Consider the following 15561-nt stretch of genomic DNA (forward strand, 5'->3'; position numbering starts at 1 on the left):
TGGGCCACAATCGGTGCATGGCAGTCTTCAGGACGGGAACGCTGGCGCCACCTGTGCGCGTGCACAAGGCGGCGCCCCGGCTCGTCCTCGACGCCCAACTGGCTTGGGCTGGCCCATTCCTCCATGTCTACGCCAAGGTCCTGCCAATCAATGAGCGTTCGATCGAGGCGGTTTGTGCTTGGCTGGCGCGGGAGGTGGAACTTCCGGCTCCCGAGGCTTGCTTCCTGCGCATGCATCGGACACGTGTACCGAAGGGTCACCCATGGATCTTTGGGGACAGCAGCGAGGAAGTGGTTTTCGCGACGGTCGCCGTCGAGCAGGCTCAGCAGCTTGTTCGCGCGGATGGCACCGCCGTGACTGCGCTCATCGACAAGTGGCCGTCGCTGGCTGCGGCAGCGGTTTTTGACGAATTGATTGCAAACGATGACCGCACGGAGGGCAACATCTTGCTCGGGCCACGCAGCGATCTTTGGCTGATCGATCACACGCGAGCGCTAGGCGGAGCGGGCAACCGCCTGTTTTCCACCGAGGTGGCGCCGTTGTTCACAAACTTCTTCTTGCAACGCATAGCGGGTTATAGCCTTGCTCAGCGCAACAGTCTTCGCGCACCTTTGATGGCTGCTTGCCTCCGACTGACCGCTGCCGTGCCGCGCGTTCCCTACGACGAGCTTTTGGTGCCGGAGAACGTAGCGAGACAAATCGAGACTTTCCTGCGCCAACGCGCGAACAGACTCCAAACAATGATCCTCTCTTCGATCGGTCTCCCTGACCTCTATGACGGAGGTAACGCCTCCCGCGTGGCGCAATGATCACAAGTCAAGAGCCTGGATTCGTCAGCGGGCGCGTTCAACCCGTACTGCTGCCGCTCGGCCAGTTTGGCGAAGTCGTATGTATTGCGGTGGTGGGCGAAGCCACGGGGCATGGTTTCTGGGCGCGAGCAGTAGCTGCCAAACCGTTCTCGTGTCTGCCGGGTGACCTTGGGCACGCGCTCTTTTCGTTCGGTTCTCTGGTATCGGCTGACTTTGTCGATTGGTGTACCAAAGGGAGAGGTCTGGAGAGTTGGCGGCCGCCGCTAGGAGGGCTGGCTACTGGCGACTGGACGGAGGTGTCTGGGTTCGACTTTGACGATTTCGTTCGCGTGTCGATGTCGCTGGCAGGCTTTGGTCCAGTCGTGAGCGAGCCTGGCGGCAAACCTGAACAGTCGAACTTGGCACCGCGCACAAGCGAGGAAAGTCGCTTTCTTGAAGCCGTCAGGGCAGAGGTTGCACGCACGCGTCCAGGGTTCAACAAGGGCTTTCGCAAGACATTGAGTCTCACGGGCAAGGCCGTCTCAGGCGAAATAGACTTTGTCGGGCATCACTACGTGACCTGCTACGCGGCGGTCAACCCAAAGGGGAGAGCTTCTACGCGCGTGCAAACTGCGTCTGCTGCACTTTGGCGTTTGGCGCGAGCACGTGATGCGTTTGGGTTTGCGGCTCCATCTGCCATTGAACTTACTGCGTGGGTGCCGCCCCGTGGCATGCCGATCTACAGCAACGCAGACTATCTGGTGGTCGATGAGACCATCGCGGAACTGCGGGCACAGGCCCAGCGAGAAGAGCTTGAAGTCTTCTCCGTGTTTGATGCTCCGATGGCCTGTCAGCGACTAGTAGACCTGGAGACGGCGGTCACTCAACAGTGAGCCGTAGCAACAAGCCGACGCTGGTCACGCGCGACGCGCGCCTTTGCCTCCCTAGTGAAGACGCTGCTGACAACCGCCGTGGCGCGTTCTGCCGGCTTGGGGGACTTTTGGGGGAGTGCCGTGCCATGGACAGTGCAAGACAGGGCAAGGATGTTGGAACGAACGGCGCCTTGCCCCATATGAATCAATAACTTGCGTACGAGCAGGAAACTACGAACCAAGGGGTCGTGGGTTCGAATCCTGCCAGCCGCGCCAACAATAAGAAGAGAATCAACGGGTTAGCACCGAAAGGCGCTAACCCGTTTTCCGTTGTGCGGGACGCGCGCGTGCTACTTCGTCGTTGCTGGGCTGATCACGATGTCTGACTGTGGCTGGACAACCGTGATGGCCGAATGGCCCCGGTGATGCATGAACTCGCGCAGCACGAGCAGCGTTGCAGCCGCCTTGCGCCCCTGTGGCAGCCCCTCCAGGGCGCCAACCCGCCCCTGGGCAGCCAGCGCCAGGCGCCCGAACCATTGCTCGACGGTCTCGATGGTCATCATCGGGCCGGATATCGCGCTCCAGGGGCGCAGGCCTGCCGACGGGCTCCAGAGATCGCCGCCTTCCTGCCGGGGGCCCAGCCTCATGATCTGCTCTTCGGCGAAGTCAATGGCTTGCTCGATCTCGTGCGCGGTCGGCGGGTCGTGGCGGAAGAAGTCCCTGGCGATGCGCGCCGCTCCAAGGTCGAGGCGATGCTCGGTCTGAGCCTTGCGGCCCTGCCCGCAGAGCAGGACAAGTTGCTCCTCGCCGATGTGCAGCAGGGTGTGCCGATCGACCGCCCGCGCTCCGGTGACGGCGGCGAAATCGGCCGCCAGTTCTGAGGGGCTGCGCTCCTGGGCCTTGAGGGCCTCCTCGCGCCGCAGTCCTCGCGCGATGGCGTCGACCACGCGTGCGTCAATGCCGTGCCCCAGCCCGGGCAGGCGATCCAGTGTGGCGTCGGCCCCCAGGGACCGCAGCTGGGCGAGCGCATCGACGGCGCCTCGCACGGGCATCATCGTGTCGGCGTCACCATGAACAAGATGGATCTGCAATCCCGCGTGGGCGAGGCGTGGAGGTTGCGCGAAGCGGCCCGACAGTGCGATCACCCGGCCGGCGGGTGGAGCGTCGAGCTGGGTGGATTCAAGGGCCATGATCGCGCCTTGCGAGAAGCCGATCAGTGTCGTGTGCGCAGGCCCGACGGCGCCGTGCTGCTGCCACTGCTGCACGGCGCGCACGAAGCCCGGCATGGCTTGGGCCACGCGCGTCGGCCGGTTGGACTCGGTGACGTCCTGCACCGAGAACCACTGCCAGCCCCGCCCGGCGGCGTCGGGCGCCTGCACGCTGGCGATGAGCGCATCGGGCAGTTGAGGGGCGAGCGCACGGCCCAGCGGCACCATGTCCTGGGCGCTGGAGCCGACACCGTGGAACAGCAGCACCAGTTGCTTCGGCACGGCCGGCCGCTGCACGATCAGGTCCTGGGGACTCATGAATATCTCCTCGGTCAGGCCCGGTCGACGCCGGGCGATGGAACGGTGCCGAACACGAAGGCGTCCATCACCAGCACCCCGTGGGTGATGCCTCCGTCAATGACGGTGGCGGGCTGGGTTGCATCGGCTGCGCCGGCGGCCACCAGCAAGGGCCAGAAGTGCTCGGCGCTCGGATGCGCGCGTCGTGCGTGCGGCGCATCCAGCAGCGTCCGGCGCAGCCGTGCGGCGTCGTGCCGGACGAGGGCTTCGCGCACCCACGCCGCGAACTCGGTGGCATAGGCTTCGCCGTCGGCGGCGCCAGAGCGGAACTCGGACAGGTTGTGCGTCAGGCTGCCCGAGCCCACGATCAGCACGCCTTCGTCGGCAAGCGGCGCCAGCGCCGAGCCCAAGGCCCAGGCACCGTCAGCGTCCAGCCGCGACGGCAGCGAGACCTGGAACACCGGCACGTCGGCGGACGGATACATGTGCAGCAGCGGCACCCAGGCGCCGTGGTCCAGGCCGCGGCGCTCGTCGGCCTGCGCAGCCCATCCGGCATTGCCCAGCAGATCCAGCGCGCGCCGTGCCAGCTCCGGATGGCCATCGACGGGGTAGCCGATGTCGTACAGGGCCGAGGGGAAGCCGCCGAAGTCGTGGATCGTCTGCGGCCGCAGCGCCAGGCCGACGCGCGGACTTGGCGTCATCCAGTGTGGGGACACGACCAGGATCGCCCGAGGCCGCGGCAGCGCCCGCCCCAGCGCGCCGAGGCGCGGCCCGGCGATGCCGGGCTCGGTGGCGAAGGTCGGCGCGCCGTGCGAGACGAACACGCTGGGCAGGCGGCTCATGACGTGGGTGCTCCAGGAGGGCGTTGCGAAGCGTTCAGCGTGCGCGTCCGGCGAGCACTGCGTCGGCCGACAGTCGTCCTGCACCGCTGATCAGCAGCGAGACCGACACGGCCAGCAGCGCCAGGGCGTACTCGTAGCCGTTCTTGTCCATGAACAGGCCATGGCTGATGTGGACCGAGAAGATGGCTACGAGCATCGCGAACGCCAGCGCCGCTGCGGCCGGCCGCACCAGCAGGCCCGCCAGCAATGCCAGGCCGCCGAAGAACTCGGCACTGCCCGCCAGCAAGGCCATCAGGTAGCCCGGCGTCAGGCCCAGCGAGGCGAAGAACTGGCCCGTGCCTTCCAGGCCGTAGCCGCCGAATGCGCCGAACAGCTTCTGGGCGCCGTGCGCGACGAAAATGATGCCGACCGGGATGCGCAGGGCCAGCGGGCTCCAGCCGGCATTGGTGGAGAGGATGCGGTCGAGTAGACGATTGCTCATGATGATCTCCAGGTGGGTTGGGTGCTGCTGGGGTCAGGACTTGTGGATCCACGTCGGCGCGATGCTGGTGCCCAGGCCGGCGCCGTAGCCAAGATAGATGTTCAGGCCGGCCAGCGGCTCGAGATAGCGTGCATTGCGCAATCCTCCGGCGTCAACGACCGCGAAACCGATGCTCTCGGCGATGGCGGTGGCCGTCTGCTTTGCGCGTTCGCTGTCGCTGGCGACGAACACGCTGGCGCGTTGGCCGTTGCCGAAATCGGCGCCTTCAGCGAGTACCTGCGCGAACACGGTGTTGAAGGCCTTGACGAGTTCGATGCCCGGGACGGCCTTGGCGATCTCCTCGGCCGCCGAAGTGCTGTGGCCGAGGGTCAGGCCCATGTAGTCCGCGGTCAGCGGGTTCGTGATGTCGATGACCACCTGGCCCTTCAGATCGCCGATGGCCTGCAGGGCGCCTGCGGCGTCGGCATAGCCGGTGGCCAGGATGACGGCGTCGGCCCCCACGGCTGCGCCAGCGGGCGCCACGGCGCGGGCGCCGGGATAGGCATCGGCGACGCGGGCGGCCTTGCCGCTGTCACGCGCCGTCACGCTGACCTGGTGGCCCGCACGGGTGAGCTGGCCCACGAACGCCGAGCCCATGTTGCCGGCACCGATGACTGTGATCTTCATGACTGTTTCCTTGGGGTCCTGCAGCAGGAGTGCTGCGATGGGTGAACTTTAGGAATGCCATGAAAAGAGATAAATATCATCGCATTTGATTTACTGTCTCAATAATTGAGACAATTGGCGGAGATGGACAAGTTCCTCGAAATGAAAGCCTTTGCCGCCGTCGTCGACGCCGGCAGCTTCGTCAAAGCGGCCGATACCCTGGAGGTCTCCAAGGCGGCGGTGTCCCGCTACGTTGCCGAACTGGAGGCGCGGCTGGGCGTGCGGCTGTTGCATCGCACGACTCGCAAGCTGTCGCTGACGCCCGAGGGCGAGGTCTTCAACGTCCGTTGCCGTGAACTTCTGAGCGGCCTCGACGAGGCCGAGGCGGAGGTCTCATCGCACAGTGGCGAGGCCAGCGGGCTGTTGCGCATCAACGCACCGTTCTCCTTCGGACTCCTTCACCTGGCGCCGCTGTGGCCCGAGTTCATGGCCCGGCATCCCAGCGTGACGCTGGATGTGACGCTGGCCGACCGGGTGGTCGACCTGGTGGAAGAGGGATTTGACATGGCCGTGCGCATTGGCCGCCTGCCCACGTCGTCGCTGGTCAGCCGGCCACTGGCATCCACGCGGCTGGTGCTTTGCGCATCGCCCGAGTACCTGCGCCGGCGCGGTGCACCCAGCCATCCGTCCGAGCTGGCGTCGCACGACGTGCTCACCTACAGCCTGTTCTCGATGGGCGACCAGTGGGAGTTCATCGGACCGGAGGGCGCGGCCTCGGTCAAGGTGACGCCGCGCCTGCGGACCAACAACGGCGACACCTGCCGGGTTGCCGCGCTGTGCCATCAGGGCATCGTGCTGCAGCCCACCTTCCTCGTCGGCCCGGACCTCATGGCCGGCACGCTGATGGAGGTCATGCCCGGCTGGCGATCGGTAGAGCTGGGTGTCTACGCGGTCTACCCGACCCGCAAGTTTCTCTCGCCCAAGGTCCGGGTGATGATCGAGTTCCTCGTCAGCGCCTTTGGCAAGGCCGCCTGGCCCGCGTGAGCGGGCCGCTCACGGGCGCGGTTGCAGCGGTGCGGGCAGCGGGTCGCCCGCCTGGCGGCGGCGGAACAGTGCCGCGCGGGCCAGCACGATGGTCGTCACGGGCGCGGTGATCGACAGCACGATGATGATCAGCCAAACATGCAGCGCCAGGCCGGCGCCGCGCGTGCTGAAGTGGACGATGGACGCGAAGGTGACCAGCCAGGCCGCGAGCGTGGAGGCCAGCGCCGGCGCGTGCATGCGCAGGAAGAAGTCGGGCAGCCGCCACAGCCCAAGCGCGGCCACCAGCACGACGATGCCGCTGCCCACGAGCAGGACCGCCACCAGGATGTCAGCCAATGCGGGCATGTCAGATCACCTCGCCGCGCAGCAGGAACTTGGCCATGGCGACCGAGCCGACGAAGCCGAACAGCACCATCAGCAGCGCGCCTTCGAAATACATCTCGCTGTCGTAGCGGATGGCCAGTACCAGCATCGCCAGCATGCCGACCACGTAGACGAAGTCCATCGCCATCACGCGGTCCTGCGCGGCGGGGCCGCGGAACAGGCGCACCATGGCGATGGCCATCGCGGCGGTGTACAGGATGAGTGTGGCGGTGATGGCCAGCGTCAGCACGGCGCTCATTCGAAGATCTCCTTCAGCGGCAGCTCGTAGTCGGCCTTGAAGTGGTGGATGAAGGCGGCCTCGTCGTCGAGGTCGAACACATGGATCAGCAGCGCGCTGCGGTCGGGGGCCAGTTCCGACCATACGGTGCCCGGAATGACGGCCGTGATCATCGCCAGCGCGGCCAGCGCGTGCTCGTCGCGCAGGTCCAGCGGCACGGTGACGAAGCTGCCATGCGGGGGACGGGCCTTGGCCCGCAGCACGCCGGCCGCTACGACCAGCGCCGAGAGCACCACATGCCTGCCGACGCGCAGGATCAGCCGGGCCAGCACCCCCCAGCGGCGCAGCGGGCCGGGCCGCGGCCGCAGCGGCGCCATCAGCAGCGGCATCACCACCGCGACGAGCATGCCCAGCAGCAACTGACCGAGGCTGAAGCTGCGCGTCAGCAGCAGCCAGCCGCCCAGCAGGCCCAGCGACAGCCAGGGCGAAGGCAGCAGGCGCTTCATGGCGCAACCTCCGCGTCACGCACGATGGGGCGGGCACCCATCACCGCGTCGATATAGAGCCGCGGCTCGTGCAGCGAGTCGGCTGCTGCACGCATGTAGGCGAGTCCGGACTCGGCCTGCAGCACCAGGGCCACCGAGGCCGCGAGCAGGCCTGCGATCGGCAGTGTCTCGATGACGCGCAGGCGCGGCGCCGGGCGGTCCTGCGAGGTCCAGAAATGGCGCACGCCCACGCGCATCAGCGCGATGGCGCCGAACAGGCCGGACAGGATCAGCAGCGCGAACAGGGTCCAGGCGGCCGGCATGCCCAGGTCCAGCAGGGCCGACAGCATGGCCAGCTTGGCCACGAAGCCGGACAGCGGTGGCAACCCTGCCGTCACCAGCGCACTGATCATGAATGCCACGCCCAGGAAGGCCAGTGCCGCGGGGATGGCGCGACCGATCAGCGCCTCCTCGTTGTCGTCGAGGTTGGTGCCGGCTGGAGGCTCGGCATCGAGGAAGAACGGCAGCGCATCGTTGCCGTCGTCGAGTTGTTGCGGGCCGACCTCGACCTGGCGCGAGCGCTCCAGCAACTCCACCAGCAGGAACAGCGCGCAGCCCGCCAGCGTGGAGCTGGCCAGATAGAAGAGGGCGGCGGCGCTGAGGGCTGGTGCGTCGAAACCGATGGCCGCGATCAGCGTGCCGGAAGAGGTGATCACGGCATAGCCGGCCAGCCGTGCCAGTTGCTGCGAGGCCAGCATGCCCAGCGCACCGAAGGCCAGCGTGACGATGCCGCCCCAAACCAGCACGCCGCTGCCGAAGCCGGCCGAAGCGGCAGCCTCGGCATCGCCCGGAAAGCACAGCGTCCACAGCCGCAGCACCGCATAGACGCCCACCTTGGTCAGGATGGCGAACACGGCCGCGGCCGGTGCGCTGGCCGCGGCGTAGGCCGGTGGCAGCCAGAAGTTCAGGGGCCACAGCCCGGCCTTGGCCAGGAAGGCGATGGCCAGGATGGCCGCACCCGCATGCAGCAGGCCGCGGTCGCTGACGGGGACCAGGGGCAGCTTCTGGGCGATGTCGGCCATGTTCAGCGTGCCGGTGACGCCGTACAGCACCGCCACGCCGATCAGGAACAGCAGCGAGGCGACCAGGTTGATGGCGATGTAGTGCAGCCCGGCGCGCACGCGCGCGCCGCCGCCACCGTGCAGCAGCAGCCCGTAGCTCGCGGCGAGCAGCACCTCGAAGAAGACGAAGAGGTTGAACAGGTCGGCGGTCAGGAAGGCACCATACAACCCCATCAGCTGCAGCTGGAACAACACGTGGAAGTACACGCCCGCGTGCTGCCAGCGCGCGAGCGCGTACAGCAGTGCGGCCATGCCGACGCAGCCGGTCAGCACCGCCATCAGCGCCGACAGCCGGTCAGCGACCAGCACGATGCCGAAGGGCACGGACCAGTTTCCGGGCAGGTAGATCGCGAAGGCCGCCGGCGCGTCGCGCTGGGCCACGCCCAGCAGCAGACTCACGGCGATGGCCAGTCCGGCCGTCGTCGACAGCACGTTGGCCACCGCCTTCAGCCCGCGCCTGCCGTCGCCCAGCAGCAGCATCAGCGCCGCGGTGCCCAGTGGCAGCAGCACCAGCGCGACGAGCAGCTTGTCAGGTGCAACCGTCATGGGCGCTCCTCCTGGCCGTCGACATGGTCACCACCGGACAGGCCACGCAGGGCCAAGAGCACGACGAGGAACAGCGCGGTCGTCGCGAAGCCGATGACGATGGCAGTCAACACCAGCGATTGCGGCAACGGGTCCGAGTAGGTCGCGAGGTCGGCGGCCAGGCCCGGCTGCACGATGGGCTCGCGATCCACGGCCAGGCTGCCGACGCTGAAGATGAACAGGTTGATTGCATACGACAGCAGGGCCAGGCCGATCAGCACCTGGAACGTCCGAGGCCGCAGCACCAGCCACACGCCGGCGCTGGCCATCACGCCAATGGCGATCGAGATCACCCCTTCCATCAGTCGTCCCTCCCTTCGGTAGCCGCCAGCCCCTGCCGGCGGTGGGCGCGCAGCGACTGGTGCGCAATGGCAATGAGCAGCAGCAGCGTGGAGCCCACGACCACTGCGAACACGCCCAGATCGAACAGGGCCGCGGTGGGCAGATGCACCTCGCCGACCAGAGGCCAGGTCACGTGGGCCGTGTGCGTGGTCAGGAAGGGGTAACCCAGGGCCAGCGAGCCCAGGCCGGTGGCCAGCGCGATCAGCAAGCCGGTGGCGATCCAGCGTGTGGGCACCAGGTGCAGGCGCGCCTCCACCCAGCGCGTGCCGCTGACCATGTATTGAGCGATGAAGGCGATGGCCACCACCAGGCCGGCGACGAAGCCGCCGCCAGGCTCGTTGTGGCCGCGCATGAAGAGGTGGAAGGCAAACAGCGCGGCCACCGGGAGCAGCAGGCGTACCAGCACGGCCGGCACCTCCAGATAGGGCGGCAGGTGGACGTCACCGTCGCCGTCGCGGTCGACCAGGTCCGCGCCGGTGGCCTCGACGGGGGCGCGTTGCTGCGCCGTCGGCTCGATGGCCTCCTGCGCCGGGCGGAAGCGCCGCAGCAGCGCGTAGACGGTCAGGCCGACGATGCCCAGCACCGTGATCTCGCCCATGGTGTCGAAAGCGCGGAAATCGACCAGCATCACGTTGACGACGTTGGTGCCGCCGCCCTCGGGCAGCGCCTTCTCCAGGAAGAAGGGCGAGATGGACAGCGGTGCGTGGCGCGTCAGCAGCGCGTACGACAACGCCGACAGGCCCACGCCGATGGCGACGGCCAGAACGAGGTCGCGGCCGCGGCGCCAGGCGCCGCGCGCCGCGGTACGCGGATCGTCCTGCTCCACACGGCTGGGCAGCCAGCGCAGGCCCAGCAGGAACAGCACCAGCGTCACGACCTCGACGGCGAGCTGGGTCAGGGCCAGGTCCGGCGCCGAGAACCAGGCGAAGGTGATGCACAGAGCCAGGCCGACGACGCTGAGCATGGTCAGCGCCGCAAGGCGATGGAACTTGGCCTGCTTGGCGGCGCCGATGGCGCAAGCACCAGCGATCACCCACAACAGCACGAACTCGGGCGTGGCCGGCACGCGGGCGCGGTCGCCCCAGGTCAGCGGCACGATCAGCGCCGAGCCCAGGCCTGCCAGGCCGGCGATCAACACCATCAGGAACAGCTGCGGTTGCAGGCGGCGGGTGCCGAGCAGGCGCAGCAGCCGGCGCGCGGCCGCAGAGATGCGGGCCAGGCCGGTCTCGAACAGGCGCTTGCCGTCCAGGCCGCTCAGCAGCGGCGCGCTGCGTTCCTGGCGCCGCTTGAAGCTCTCGGCGAAGCGCAGGTAAACGAGCAGCCCGCCCAGGGTGGCCACGGCGCTCATCAGCAGCGGCGTGTTGAAGCCGTGCCAGACCGCCAGGCTGTACTCGGGCAGCATTCCTCCCACCACAGGTTGCGCGGCGAGCGCCAGCACCGGGCCGATGGACCAGGCCGGCAAAGTGCCGACGATGATGCAGGCCAGCACCAGCAGCTCCACCGGCACGCGCATCCAGTGCGTCGGCTCGTGCGGATGGCGCGGGCAGGCGGTGGGCGGCGGGCCGAAGAACACGTCATGGCCGAAACGCAGCGAATACACCACCGCGAACACGCCGGCCAGCGTGGCTGCGGCCGGCAGGCCGTACTCGACGAAGGGATAGGAGCTGACGAAGACCGTCTCGGCGAAGAACATTTCCTTGGACAGGAAGCCGTTGAGCAACGGCACGCCGGCCATCGCCGCGCAGGCCACCATGGCCAGCGTGCCGGTGATGGGCATGAAACGGAACAGACCGTCGAGCCGGCGCATGTCGCGAGTGCCGGTCTCGTGGTCGATGATGCCCACCGACATGAACAGCGACGCCTTGAAGGTCGCGTGGTTCATCATGTGGAACACCGCGGCGACGGCGGCGAGCGGGCTGTTCAGGCCCAGCAGCAGCGTGATCAGGCCCAGATGGCTGATCGTTGAATAGGCGAGCAAGCCCTTGAGGTCGTTCTGGAACATGGCCACGTAGCTGCACAGCAGCAGCGTGACCAGGCCCGCTCCGCCGACGATCCAGAACCAGGCGTCGGTGCCGGACAGCACGGGCCACAGGCGCGCCAGCAGGAACACGCCGGCCTTCACCATGGTGGCCGAATGCAGGTACGCCGACACCGGCGTGGGTGCCGCCATCGCGTGCGGCAGCCAGAAATGGAAGGGGAACTGCGCGCTCTTGGTCAGCGCCCCCAGCAGCACCAGGCCCAGCGCCAGCGGATAGAGCGGGTGGGCGCGCACCACGTCGCCGGATTGCAGTACGGTGTCAAGCTCGAGGCTGCCGGTGATGTGTCCGAGCAGCAGCACGCCTGCCAGCAGCGCCAGTCCGCCAGTGGCCGTGACGGTGAAGGCCATGCGGGCGCCGCGGCGTGCGTCCTTGCGGTGCGTCCAGTAGCCGATCAGCAGGAAGGAGAAGACGCTGGTCAGCTCCCAGAACACGACCAGCTGCACCAGGTTGCCGGACACCACGACGCCCAGCATGGCACCCATGAAGCCCAGCAGCAGTGAATAGAAGCGAGCGGCCGGGTCGTCCGCCGACAGGTAGTAGCGCGCGTAGACGATGACCAGCAGCCCCATGCCGCTGACGAGCATCGCGAACATCCACGCGAAGCCGTCCAGGCGCACGACGACGTCGATGCTCAGGCTGGGTATCCAGGCGAGGCGTTCGGAGACCACGGTGCCGGCACTGATGTCCGGATACAGCGAGGCCAGCTGAAGGGCCACCACCAGCGCGATGGCGGCGGCCCATAACGACTCGACGTTGCGGGCGTTGGTCGGCAACAGCGCGGCGACGGCGCTGCCGATGAAGGGCAGTGAGAGCAGCAGGAGGAGCGACATTGCCGCGGAGTCTACTTTCGCTCCCCGGCGTCATGGCGCGGGAAGCCGGAATCAGTCGGGTCGGCGGCAGGAGATCAGTACGTCGGCGGTGCCATCGGCAATGACCATGCGCGTGGTGCTGCCGAGCAGGAACTCGTCCAGTGCGTGCCGGCCCTGGCGGCCGATGACGACGAGGTCGCAGTCATGCTCCTGCTCCTCTTGCAGGATCAGCATCCAGGGGTCGGCGCCGCCGGGCGTGCTCAGGCATACGCGGTCGGCATCCAGCCCGGCCTCGGCGGCGAGCGCGGCGAGCCGCTGCTGCGCCTCGCTCCGCGCGGCCTCCTGGTAGTGTGTGACGACGTCGCCGCTCACGCCGGCCAGGCGCATCTTGCCTTCGAAGGGCACCTCAACGGCGTGCATCAACACCAGCGTCGCCTGCGGGGCGAGCCGCTGCGCCTGGCGGATCGCGGCCAGACTCCAGTCGGAGAAGTCCACCGGCACCAGGATGCGGCGGTAGGCTTCATGCGGCAGCTGGCGCACCATCAGCACCGGCCGCGACGAGCGCTTGGCGATGCGCTCGGCGGTTGACCCGACGACCACGCCGCGGAAGAACCCGGTACCGCGGGTCCCGGTGACGAGCAGGTCGGCATCGATGTCCTGCGCGTACTGCGTAACCTGTTCCACAGGGTGACCGATGCTCAGGTGGGTGCGGATGTCGAGGCTCTGCGGCCGGCCTAGTTCGGCGGCCAGCTCCTGCAGGCGGGCGCGCGCATCTGCCTCGATGGCGCTGGCGGCCTGGTTGTCGTCGGCGAGCCACCGGCGCAGATCCTCCATGGCCGAGCCGCCGACCGTGTGCACCAGCGTCATGGCAGCCCCCGCGGTCCGGGCCAGCAAGGCGGCCCGCTGCGCCGCGTGCCGCGATGGCGCAGAGAAGTCGGTGGCCGTGACGATGGCGCGAAGAGGTGGCATCGGATGGGTCTCCAAGGGGGGGATGGACCCAGTATTCCAGAAAGTGAACCCGCCACCGCAAGAGGGGCACGCCATGGTGGGCTGCTGGCAATGGTCGCGTCGATGCGCCTTGGCGCCCTTGCCCGCGACACATCGGATGCGTCGCGAGCTCGGCCGATCGGGACGGAGCACTGCGGCAGAATGATCCGCACAAGGGAGATGTTATGAGTTGGCTCGTTGTCAGGTTGGTGCTTGCCGCGGTGGTCACCGTTGCGTTGACTGCTTGTGGTGGCGGCGGTGACAGTACGCCGCCCAGGCCCAACAGCGCGCCTGCCGCGACGGCCGGTGCCGCGCAGACAGTGCTGGCAGGCACGCTCGTGCAGGTGAGCGGCAGCGGCACGGATGCCGACGGTGACCCCATCGCCTATGCCTGGTCGGTGGCGTCCAAGCCCGACGGCAGCGCGATCGGTACGAGCGCGCTCGTCACGGCAACGGCCGACAAGACCAGCTTCGTGCCCGATGTGCCCGGTGTCTACGTGCTCAGTCTGGTCGTCAGCGACGGCAAGCTCAGCAGCCCGCCGGCGCTCGTGACGATCACGGCCCAGGGGGTCGACGACCTGGGAATCGGCGTCGACAAGGCCGAGCCGCTTGCCGGCGCGGCCACGCTGACGCTCACCGGCCCCGTGGCCGGGCTGCAGGTGGCGTGGTATGCAGACCTCAAGCAGGTCGGCACCGGCACCAGCGTGGCCTGGGACACCAGCACGGCCGGCAATGGCGTTCGCCAAGTGATGGCGCGAGTGCAGCTGGCCGGCACCAGAACCGTCGACGTGAAGCGCAATCTCACGGTGGCGAATGCGAGCTTCACGACGCTGGCGGCCAATGTCTCTGGCACGTCCGGATCGATCATCGTCACGGTCTTCGCCCAATCGCCGATAGGTACCGCGAGCGTGACAGCCAGCGTCGACGGTGCGTTCCTCGGCACGCTGACTGCCCCCAACGCCTGCTTCGGCTGCTCACCTCCCTATCGTGACTACCAGTTCATCGTCGACGGGCGCGCCCTCGGCTCGGGTGCCCACGCCATGAAGGTCGTTGCAGTGGATTCTCAGGGGCTGAGCAAGGAGTTGGCGGTCGACCTCAACATCGCCAACACCCCGCAGCTCTCCATCAGCGGTCCGATGGACGGCAGCTTCGTCTACGACAAGATAAGCGTGGCGGGCCAGGTTTCTTCCGACAGGCCCGGAGCCGTCAACGTGGACGTCAAGCTCGGCGACCTGTCCATCATCCAGGGCACCGCTCCTGCATTCAGCGGCAGCTACGACGTATCGGGGCTGGCGCCAGGCCCGTACACGGTGACGGTCAAGGCCACCGACAGCGCCGGGGTGTCCACGATCGAGCAGCGGCAGATCGTGAAGGCGTCCAGCGCCGCACTGGCGTATGCGCCGGTGAGGTCGCTGGGGGCGGATGCGCGGCTCCTGGCCGTCGAGGGGGATCGCGTGCTCTACATTGCCGGCGACAAGAGCTTGCACCTGCTCGACACCGCTGCCGGCACCGAACTGGCCTTGCAGGTCGGCGCGCTTAAAGCCCCGGACGGGCAAGGGCTGATCAGCGGTGGGCGCGTCTACGTGAATGCGACGGACGGCAGGTGCCCCAACGGTTGCCTCTACCAATGGGACAGCAACGGCGTCGTCAAGGACGTCGCCATAGGCAATCCATGGTCGCAATCCCAACCCCCGCAAAACCCGATCGCGCGTTCGGGCTATGTCCTTTGGGCCAATGGCGCTTACAGCCTGACCCTGTATGACGTGGCGGCGGGCACGTACAGGCAGATCAAGCCGGATCCCGCGGTGTCCATGGGCAACGTGCACTTCGACATGGCGATGGTCGGCGGTGCCCTCAACGTGTTCTATTGGGGCGACTCCGGCGACGTGTCCAAATCGTTGGATGTCTATCGCTGGTCGGCGGCGACCGGCACCGCCGTCAACCTGTCCGCGGGTGGGCAGAAGGATTTCTATGTCAGCTCGGATGGCACCCGGGTTGCGTGGCTGCAGAGCCCGTTGAGCGGGACCGACAAGCGCACCGTCGTGTCGGCTTCCGCCGCTGGCGGTCCGGTCTCGGTCGTGTCGGCCGAATCGGCCGCCGAGTACGTCTCGCTGAAAGACGGCGTGCTGGTCTGGATGGAGGCCAGTTCCGGCAATTCCTTCGCCATCAAGGCATCGACGACGACTGGCACCAGCACCCTGACGACGAGCGCCATCTTCCGGCCCCTGGGCAACGAGGCGGGCTACGTCTTCTATGGCGCAGGCGGCAGGACCTACTACTGGAATGCCCAGCTGAACCAGTCCTTCGTCGTGGTGGATGGCGAGGTCCCTGCTGCAGATGTGCTGGCCACCGGCAAGACCCTGTACTTCCTGTCGGGCACCACGAAGCTGTTGTACAAGGCTCGGGCGAACTGAC

General features: G+C 67.6%; 15 protein-coding genes. 4 read left to right on the forward strand and 11 right to left on the reverse strand.

What is annotated here, in order from left to right; all coding sequences use genetic code 11:
- Positions 1–17 precede the first annotated feature (17 nt).
- Positions 18–809, forward strand: a complete 792-nt coding sequence (locus tag QM732_RS04650) for a HipA family kinase (protein WP_415655022.1) — start codon at positions 18–20, stop codon at positions 807–809.
- The gene (locus QM732_RS04655; RefSeq protein ID WP_415655023.1) at positions 806–1681 is read left to right on the forward strand and encodes a hypothetical protein; all 876 of its coding nucleotides are present in this window, start codon (positions 806–808) and stop codon (positions 1679–1681) included. Before QM732_RS04650 ends, QM732_RS04655 begins: the two co-directional genes overlap by 4 nt.
- 329 nt (positions 1682–2010) lie before the next feature.
- On the opposite strand, the gene ypfH is transcribed toward QM732_RS04655, so the two are convergent.
- Genes ypfH through QM732_RS04675 form a run of 4 tightly spaced genes read right to left on the reverse strand, consistent with a single transcriptional unit; the run spans position 2011 to position 5154 of the window.
- On the reverse strand, positions 2011–3186 hold the full coding sequence (gene ypfH / locus QM732_RS04660; protein WP_415655024.1) for an esterase: 1176 nt from the start codon (positions 3184–3186) through the stop codon (positions 2011–2013).
- Between the two features lie 14 nt (positions 3187–3200).
- Positions 3201–4007, reverse strand: a complete 807-nt coding sequence (locus QM732_RS04665) for a dioxygenase (protein ID WP_415655025.1) — start codon at positions 4005–4007, stop codon at positions 3201–3203.
- A gap of 34 nt (positions 4008–4041) precedes the next feature.
- Complete coding sequence (locus tag QM732_RS04670) at positions 4042–4488, reverse strand: DoxX family protein (protein WP_415655026.1); 447 nt, start codon at positions 4486–4488, stop codon at positions 4042–4044.
- Between the two features lie 33 nt (positions 4489–4521).
- Positions 4522–5154, reverse strand: coding sequence for an NADPH-dependent F420 reductase (locus tag QM732_RS04675; protein WP_415655027.1), 633 nt, complete (start codon positions 5152–5154; stop codon positions 4522–4524).
- Positions 5155–5277: 123 nt separating this feature from the next.
- On the opposite strand from QM732_RS04675, the gene QM732_RS04680 reads away from it, so the two are divergent.
- On the forward strand, positions 5278–6177 hold the full coding sequence (locus QM732_RS04680) for a LysR substrate-binding domain-containing protein (protein ID WP_415655028.1): 900 nt from the start codon (positions 5278–5280) through the stop codon (positions 6175–6177).
- A 9-nt stretch (positions 6178–6186) separates the two neighbouring features.
- Here QM732_RS04680 and mnhG read toward each other — a convergent pair whose 3' ends face one another.
- The 7 genes from mnhG to QM732_RS04715 are packed head-to-tail and all read right to left on the reverse strand — an operon-like array spanning position 6187 to position 13128.
- Positions 6187–6522, reverse strand: a complete 336-nt coding sequence (mnhG, locus tag QM732_RS04685; RefSeq protein ID WP_415655029.1) for a monovalent cation/H(+) antiporter subunit G — start codon at positions 6520–6522, stop codon at positions 6187–6189.
- Position 6523: 1 nt separating this feature from the next.
- Positions 6524–6799 carry a K+/H+ antiporter subunit F gene (locus tag QM732_RS04690; protein ID WP_415655030.1) on the reverse strand — a complete coding sequence of 92 codons (276 nt, stop codon included), beginning with the start codon at positions 6797–6799 and terminating at the stop codon, positions 6524–6526.
- Entirely contained in the window at positions 6796–7284 is a 489-nt protein-coding gene (locus tag QM732_RS04695; RefSeq protein WP_415655031.1) for a Na+/H+ antiporter subunit E, read from the reverse strand. Before QM732_RS04695 ends, QM732_RS04690 begins: the two co-directional genes overlap by 4 nt.
- Positions 7281–8930 carry a monovalent cation/H+ antiporter subunit D gene (locus tag QM732_RS04700; RefSeq protein ID WP_415655032.1) on the reverse strand — a complete coding sequence of 550 codons (1650 nt, stop codon included), beginning with the start codon at positions 8928–8930 and terminating at the stop codon, positions 7281–7283. Before QM732_RS04700 ends, QM732_RS04695 begins: the two co-directional genes overlap by 4 nt.
- On the reverse strand, positions 8927–9271 hold the full coding sequence (locus tag QM732_RS04705; RefSeq protein ID WP_331174683.1) for a Na+/H+ antiporter subunit C: 345 nt from the start codon (positions 9269–9271) through the stop codon (positions 8927–8929). The genes QM732_RS04700 and QM732_RS04705 overlap by 4 nt, the downstream gene beginning before the upstream one ends.
- Positions 9271–12180, reverse strand: a complete 2910-nt coding sequence (locus QM732_RS04710; protein ID WP_415655033.1) for a monovalent cation/H+ antiporter subunit A — start codon at positions 12178–12180, stop codon at positions 9271–9273. Before QM732_RS04710 ends, QM732_RS04705 begins: the two co-directional genes overlap by 1 nt.
- A 51-nt stretch (positions 12181–12231) precedes the next feature.
- Positions 12232–13128, reverse strand: coding sequence for a universal stress protein (locus QM732_RS04715; protein ID WP_415655034.1), 897 nt, complete (start codon positions 13126–13128; stop codon positions 12232–12234).
- 203 nt (positions 13129–13331) lie between these two features.
- On the opposite strand from QM732_RS04715, the gene QM732_RS04720 reads away from it, so the two are divergent.
- Positions 13332–15560 (forward strand): Ig-like domain-containing protein, encoded by a 2229-nt coding sequence (locus QM732_RS04720; protein ID WP_415655035.1) that lies wholly within the window; start codon positions 13332–13334, stop codon positions 15558–15560.
- The last annotated feature ends 1 nt before the right edge of the window (position 15561 follow it).

Origin of the sequence: Roseateles sp. (assembly GCF_047654805.1) — a bacterium.
Taxonomy (GTDB): Bacteria; Pseudomonadota; Gammaproteobacteria; order Burkholderiales; family Burkholderiaceae_C; genus Pelomonas.

Excerpts from the sequence above, each read along its gene's own strand:
- QM732_RS04650 (WP_415655022.1), top strand. The coding sequence starts at position 18 with ATGGCAGTCTTCAGGACGGGAACGCTGGCGCCACCTGTGCGCGTGCAC.
- QM732_RS04655 (WP_415655023.1), top strand. The coding sequence starts at position 806 with ATGATCACAAGTCAAGAGCCTGGATTCGTCAGCGGGCGCGTTCAACCC.
- ypfH (WP_415655024.1), bottom strand. The coding sequence starts at position 3,186 with ATGAGTCCCCAGGACCTGATCGTGCAGCGGCCGGCCGTGCCGAAGCAA.
- QM732_RS04665 (WP_415655025.1), bottom strand. The coding sequence starts at position 4,007 with ATGAGCCGCCTGCCCAGCGTGTTCGTCTCGCACGGCGCGCCGACCTTC.
- QM732_RS04670 (WP_415655026.1), bottom strand. The coding sequence starts at position 4,488 with ATGAGCAATCGTCTACTCGACCGCATCCTCTCCACCAATGCCGGCTGG.
- QM732_RS04675 (WP_415655027.1), bottom strand. The coding sequence starts at position 5,154 with ATGAAGATCACAGTCATCGGTGCCGGCAACATGGGCTCGGCGTTCGTG.
- QM732_RS04680 (WP_415655028.1), top strand. The coding sequence starts at position 5,278 with ATGGACAAGTTCCTCGAAATGAAAGCCTTTGCCGCCGTCGTCGACGCC.
- mnhG (WP_415655029.1), bottom strand. The coding sequence starts at position 6,522 with ATGCCCGCATTGGCTGACATCCTGGTGGCGGTCCTGCTCGTGGGCAGC.
- QM732_RS04690 (WP_415655030.1), bottom strand. The coding sequence starts at position 6,799 with ATGAGCGCCGTGCTGACGCTGGCCATCACCGCCACACTCATCCTGTAC.
- QM732_RS04695 (WP_415655031.1), bottom strand. The coding sequence starts at position 7,284 with ATGAAGCGCCTGCTGCCTTCGCCCTGGCTGTCGCTGGGCCTGCTGGGC.
- QM732_RS04700 (WP_415655032.1), bottom strand. The coding sequence starts at position 8,930 with ATGACGGTTGCACCTGACAAGCTGCTCGTCGCGCTGGTGCTGCTGCCA.
- QM732_RS04705 (WP_331174683.1), bottom strand. The coding sequence starts at position 9,271 with ATGGAAGGGGTGATCTCGATCGCCATTGGCGTGATGGCCAGCGCCGGC.
- QM732_RS04710 (WP_415655033.1), bottom strand. The coding sequence starts at position 12,180 with ATGTCGCTCCTCCTGCTGCTCTCACTGCCCTTCATCGGCAGCGCCGTC.
- QM732_RS04715 (WP_415655034.1), bottom strand. The coding sequence starts at position 13,128 with ATGCCACCTCTTCGCGCCATCGTCACGGCCACCGACTTCTCTGCGCCA.
- QM732_RS04720 (WP_415655035.1), top strand. The coding sequence starts at position 13,332 with ATGAGTTGGCTCGTTGTCAGGTTGGTGCTTGCCGCGGTGGTCACCGTT.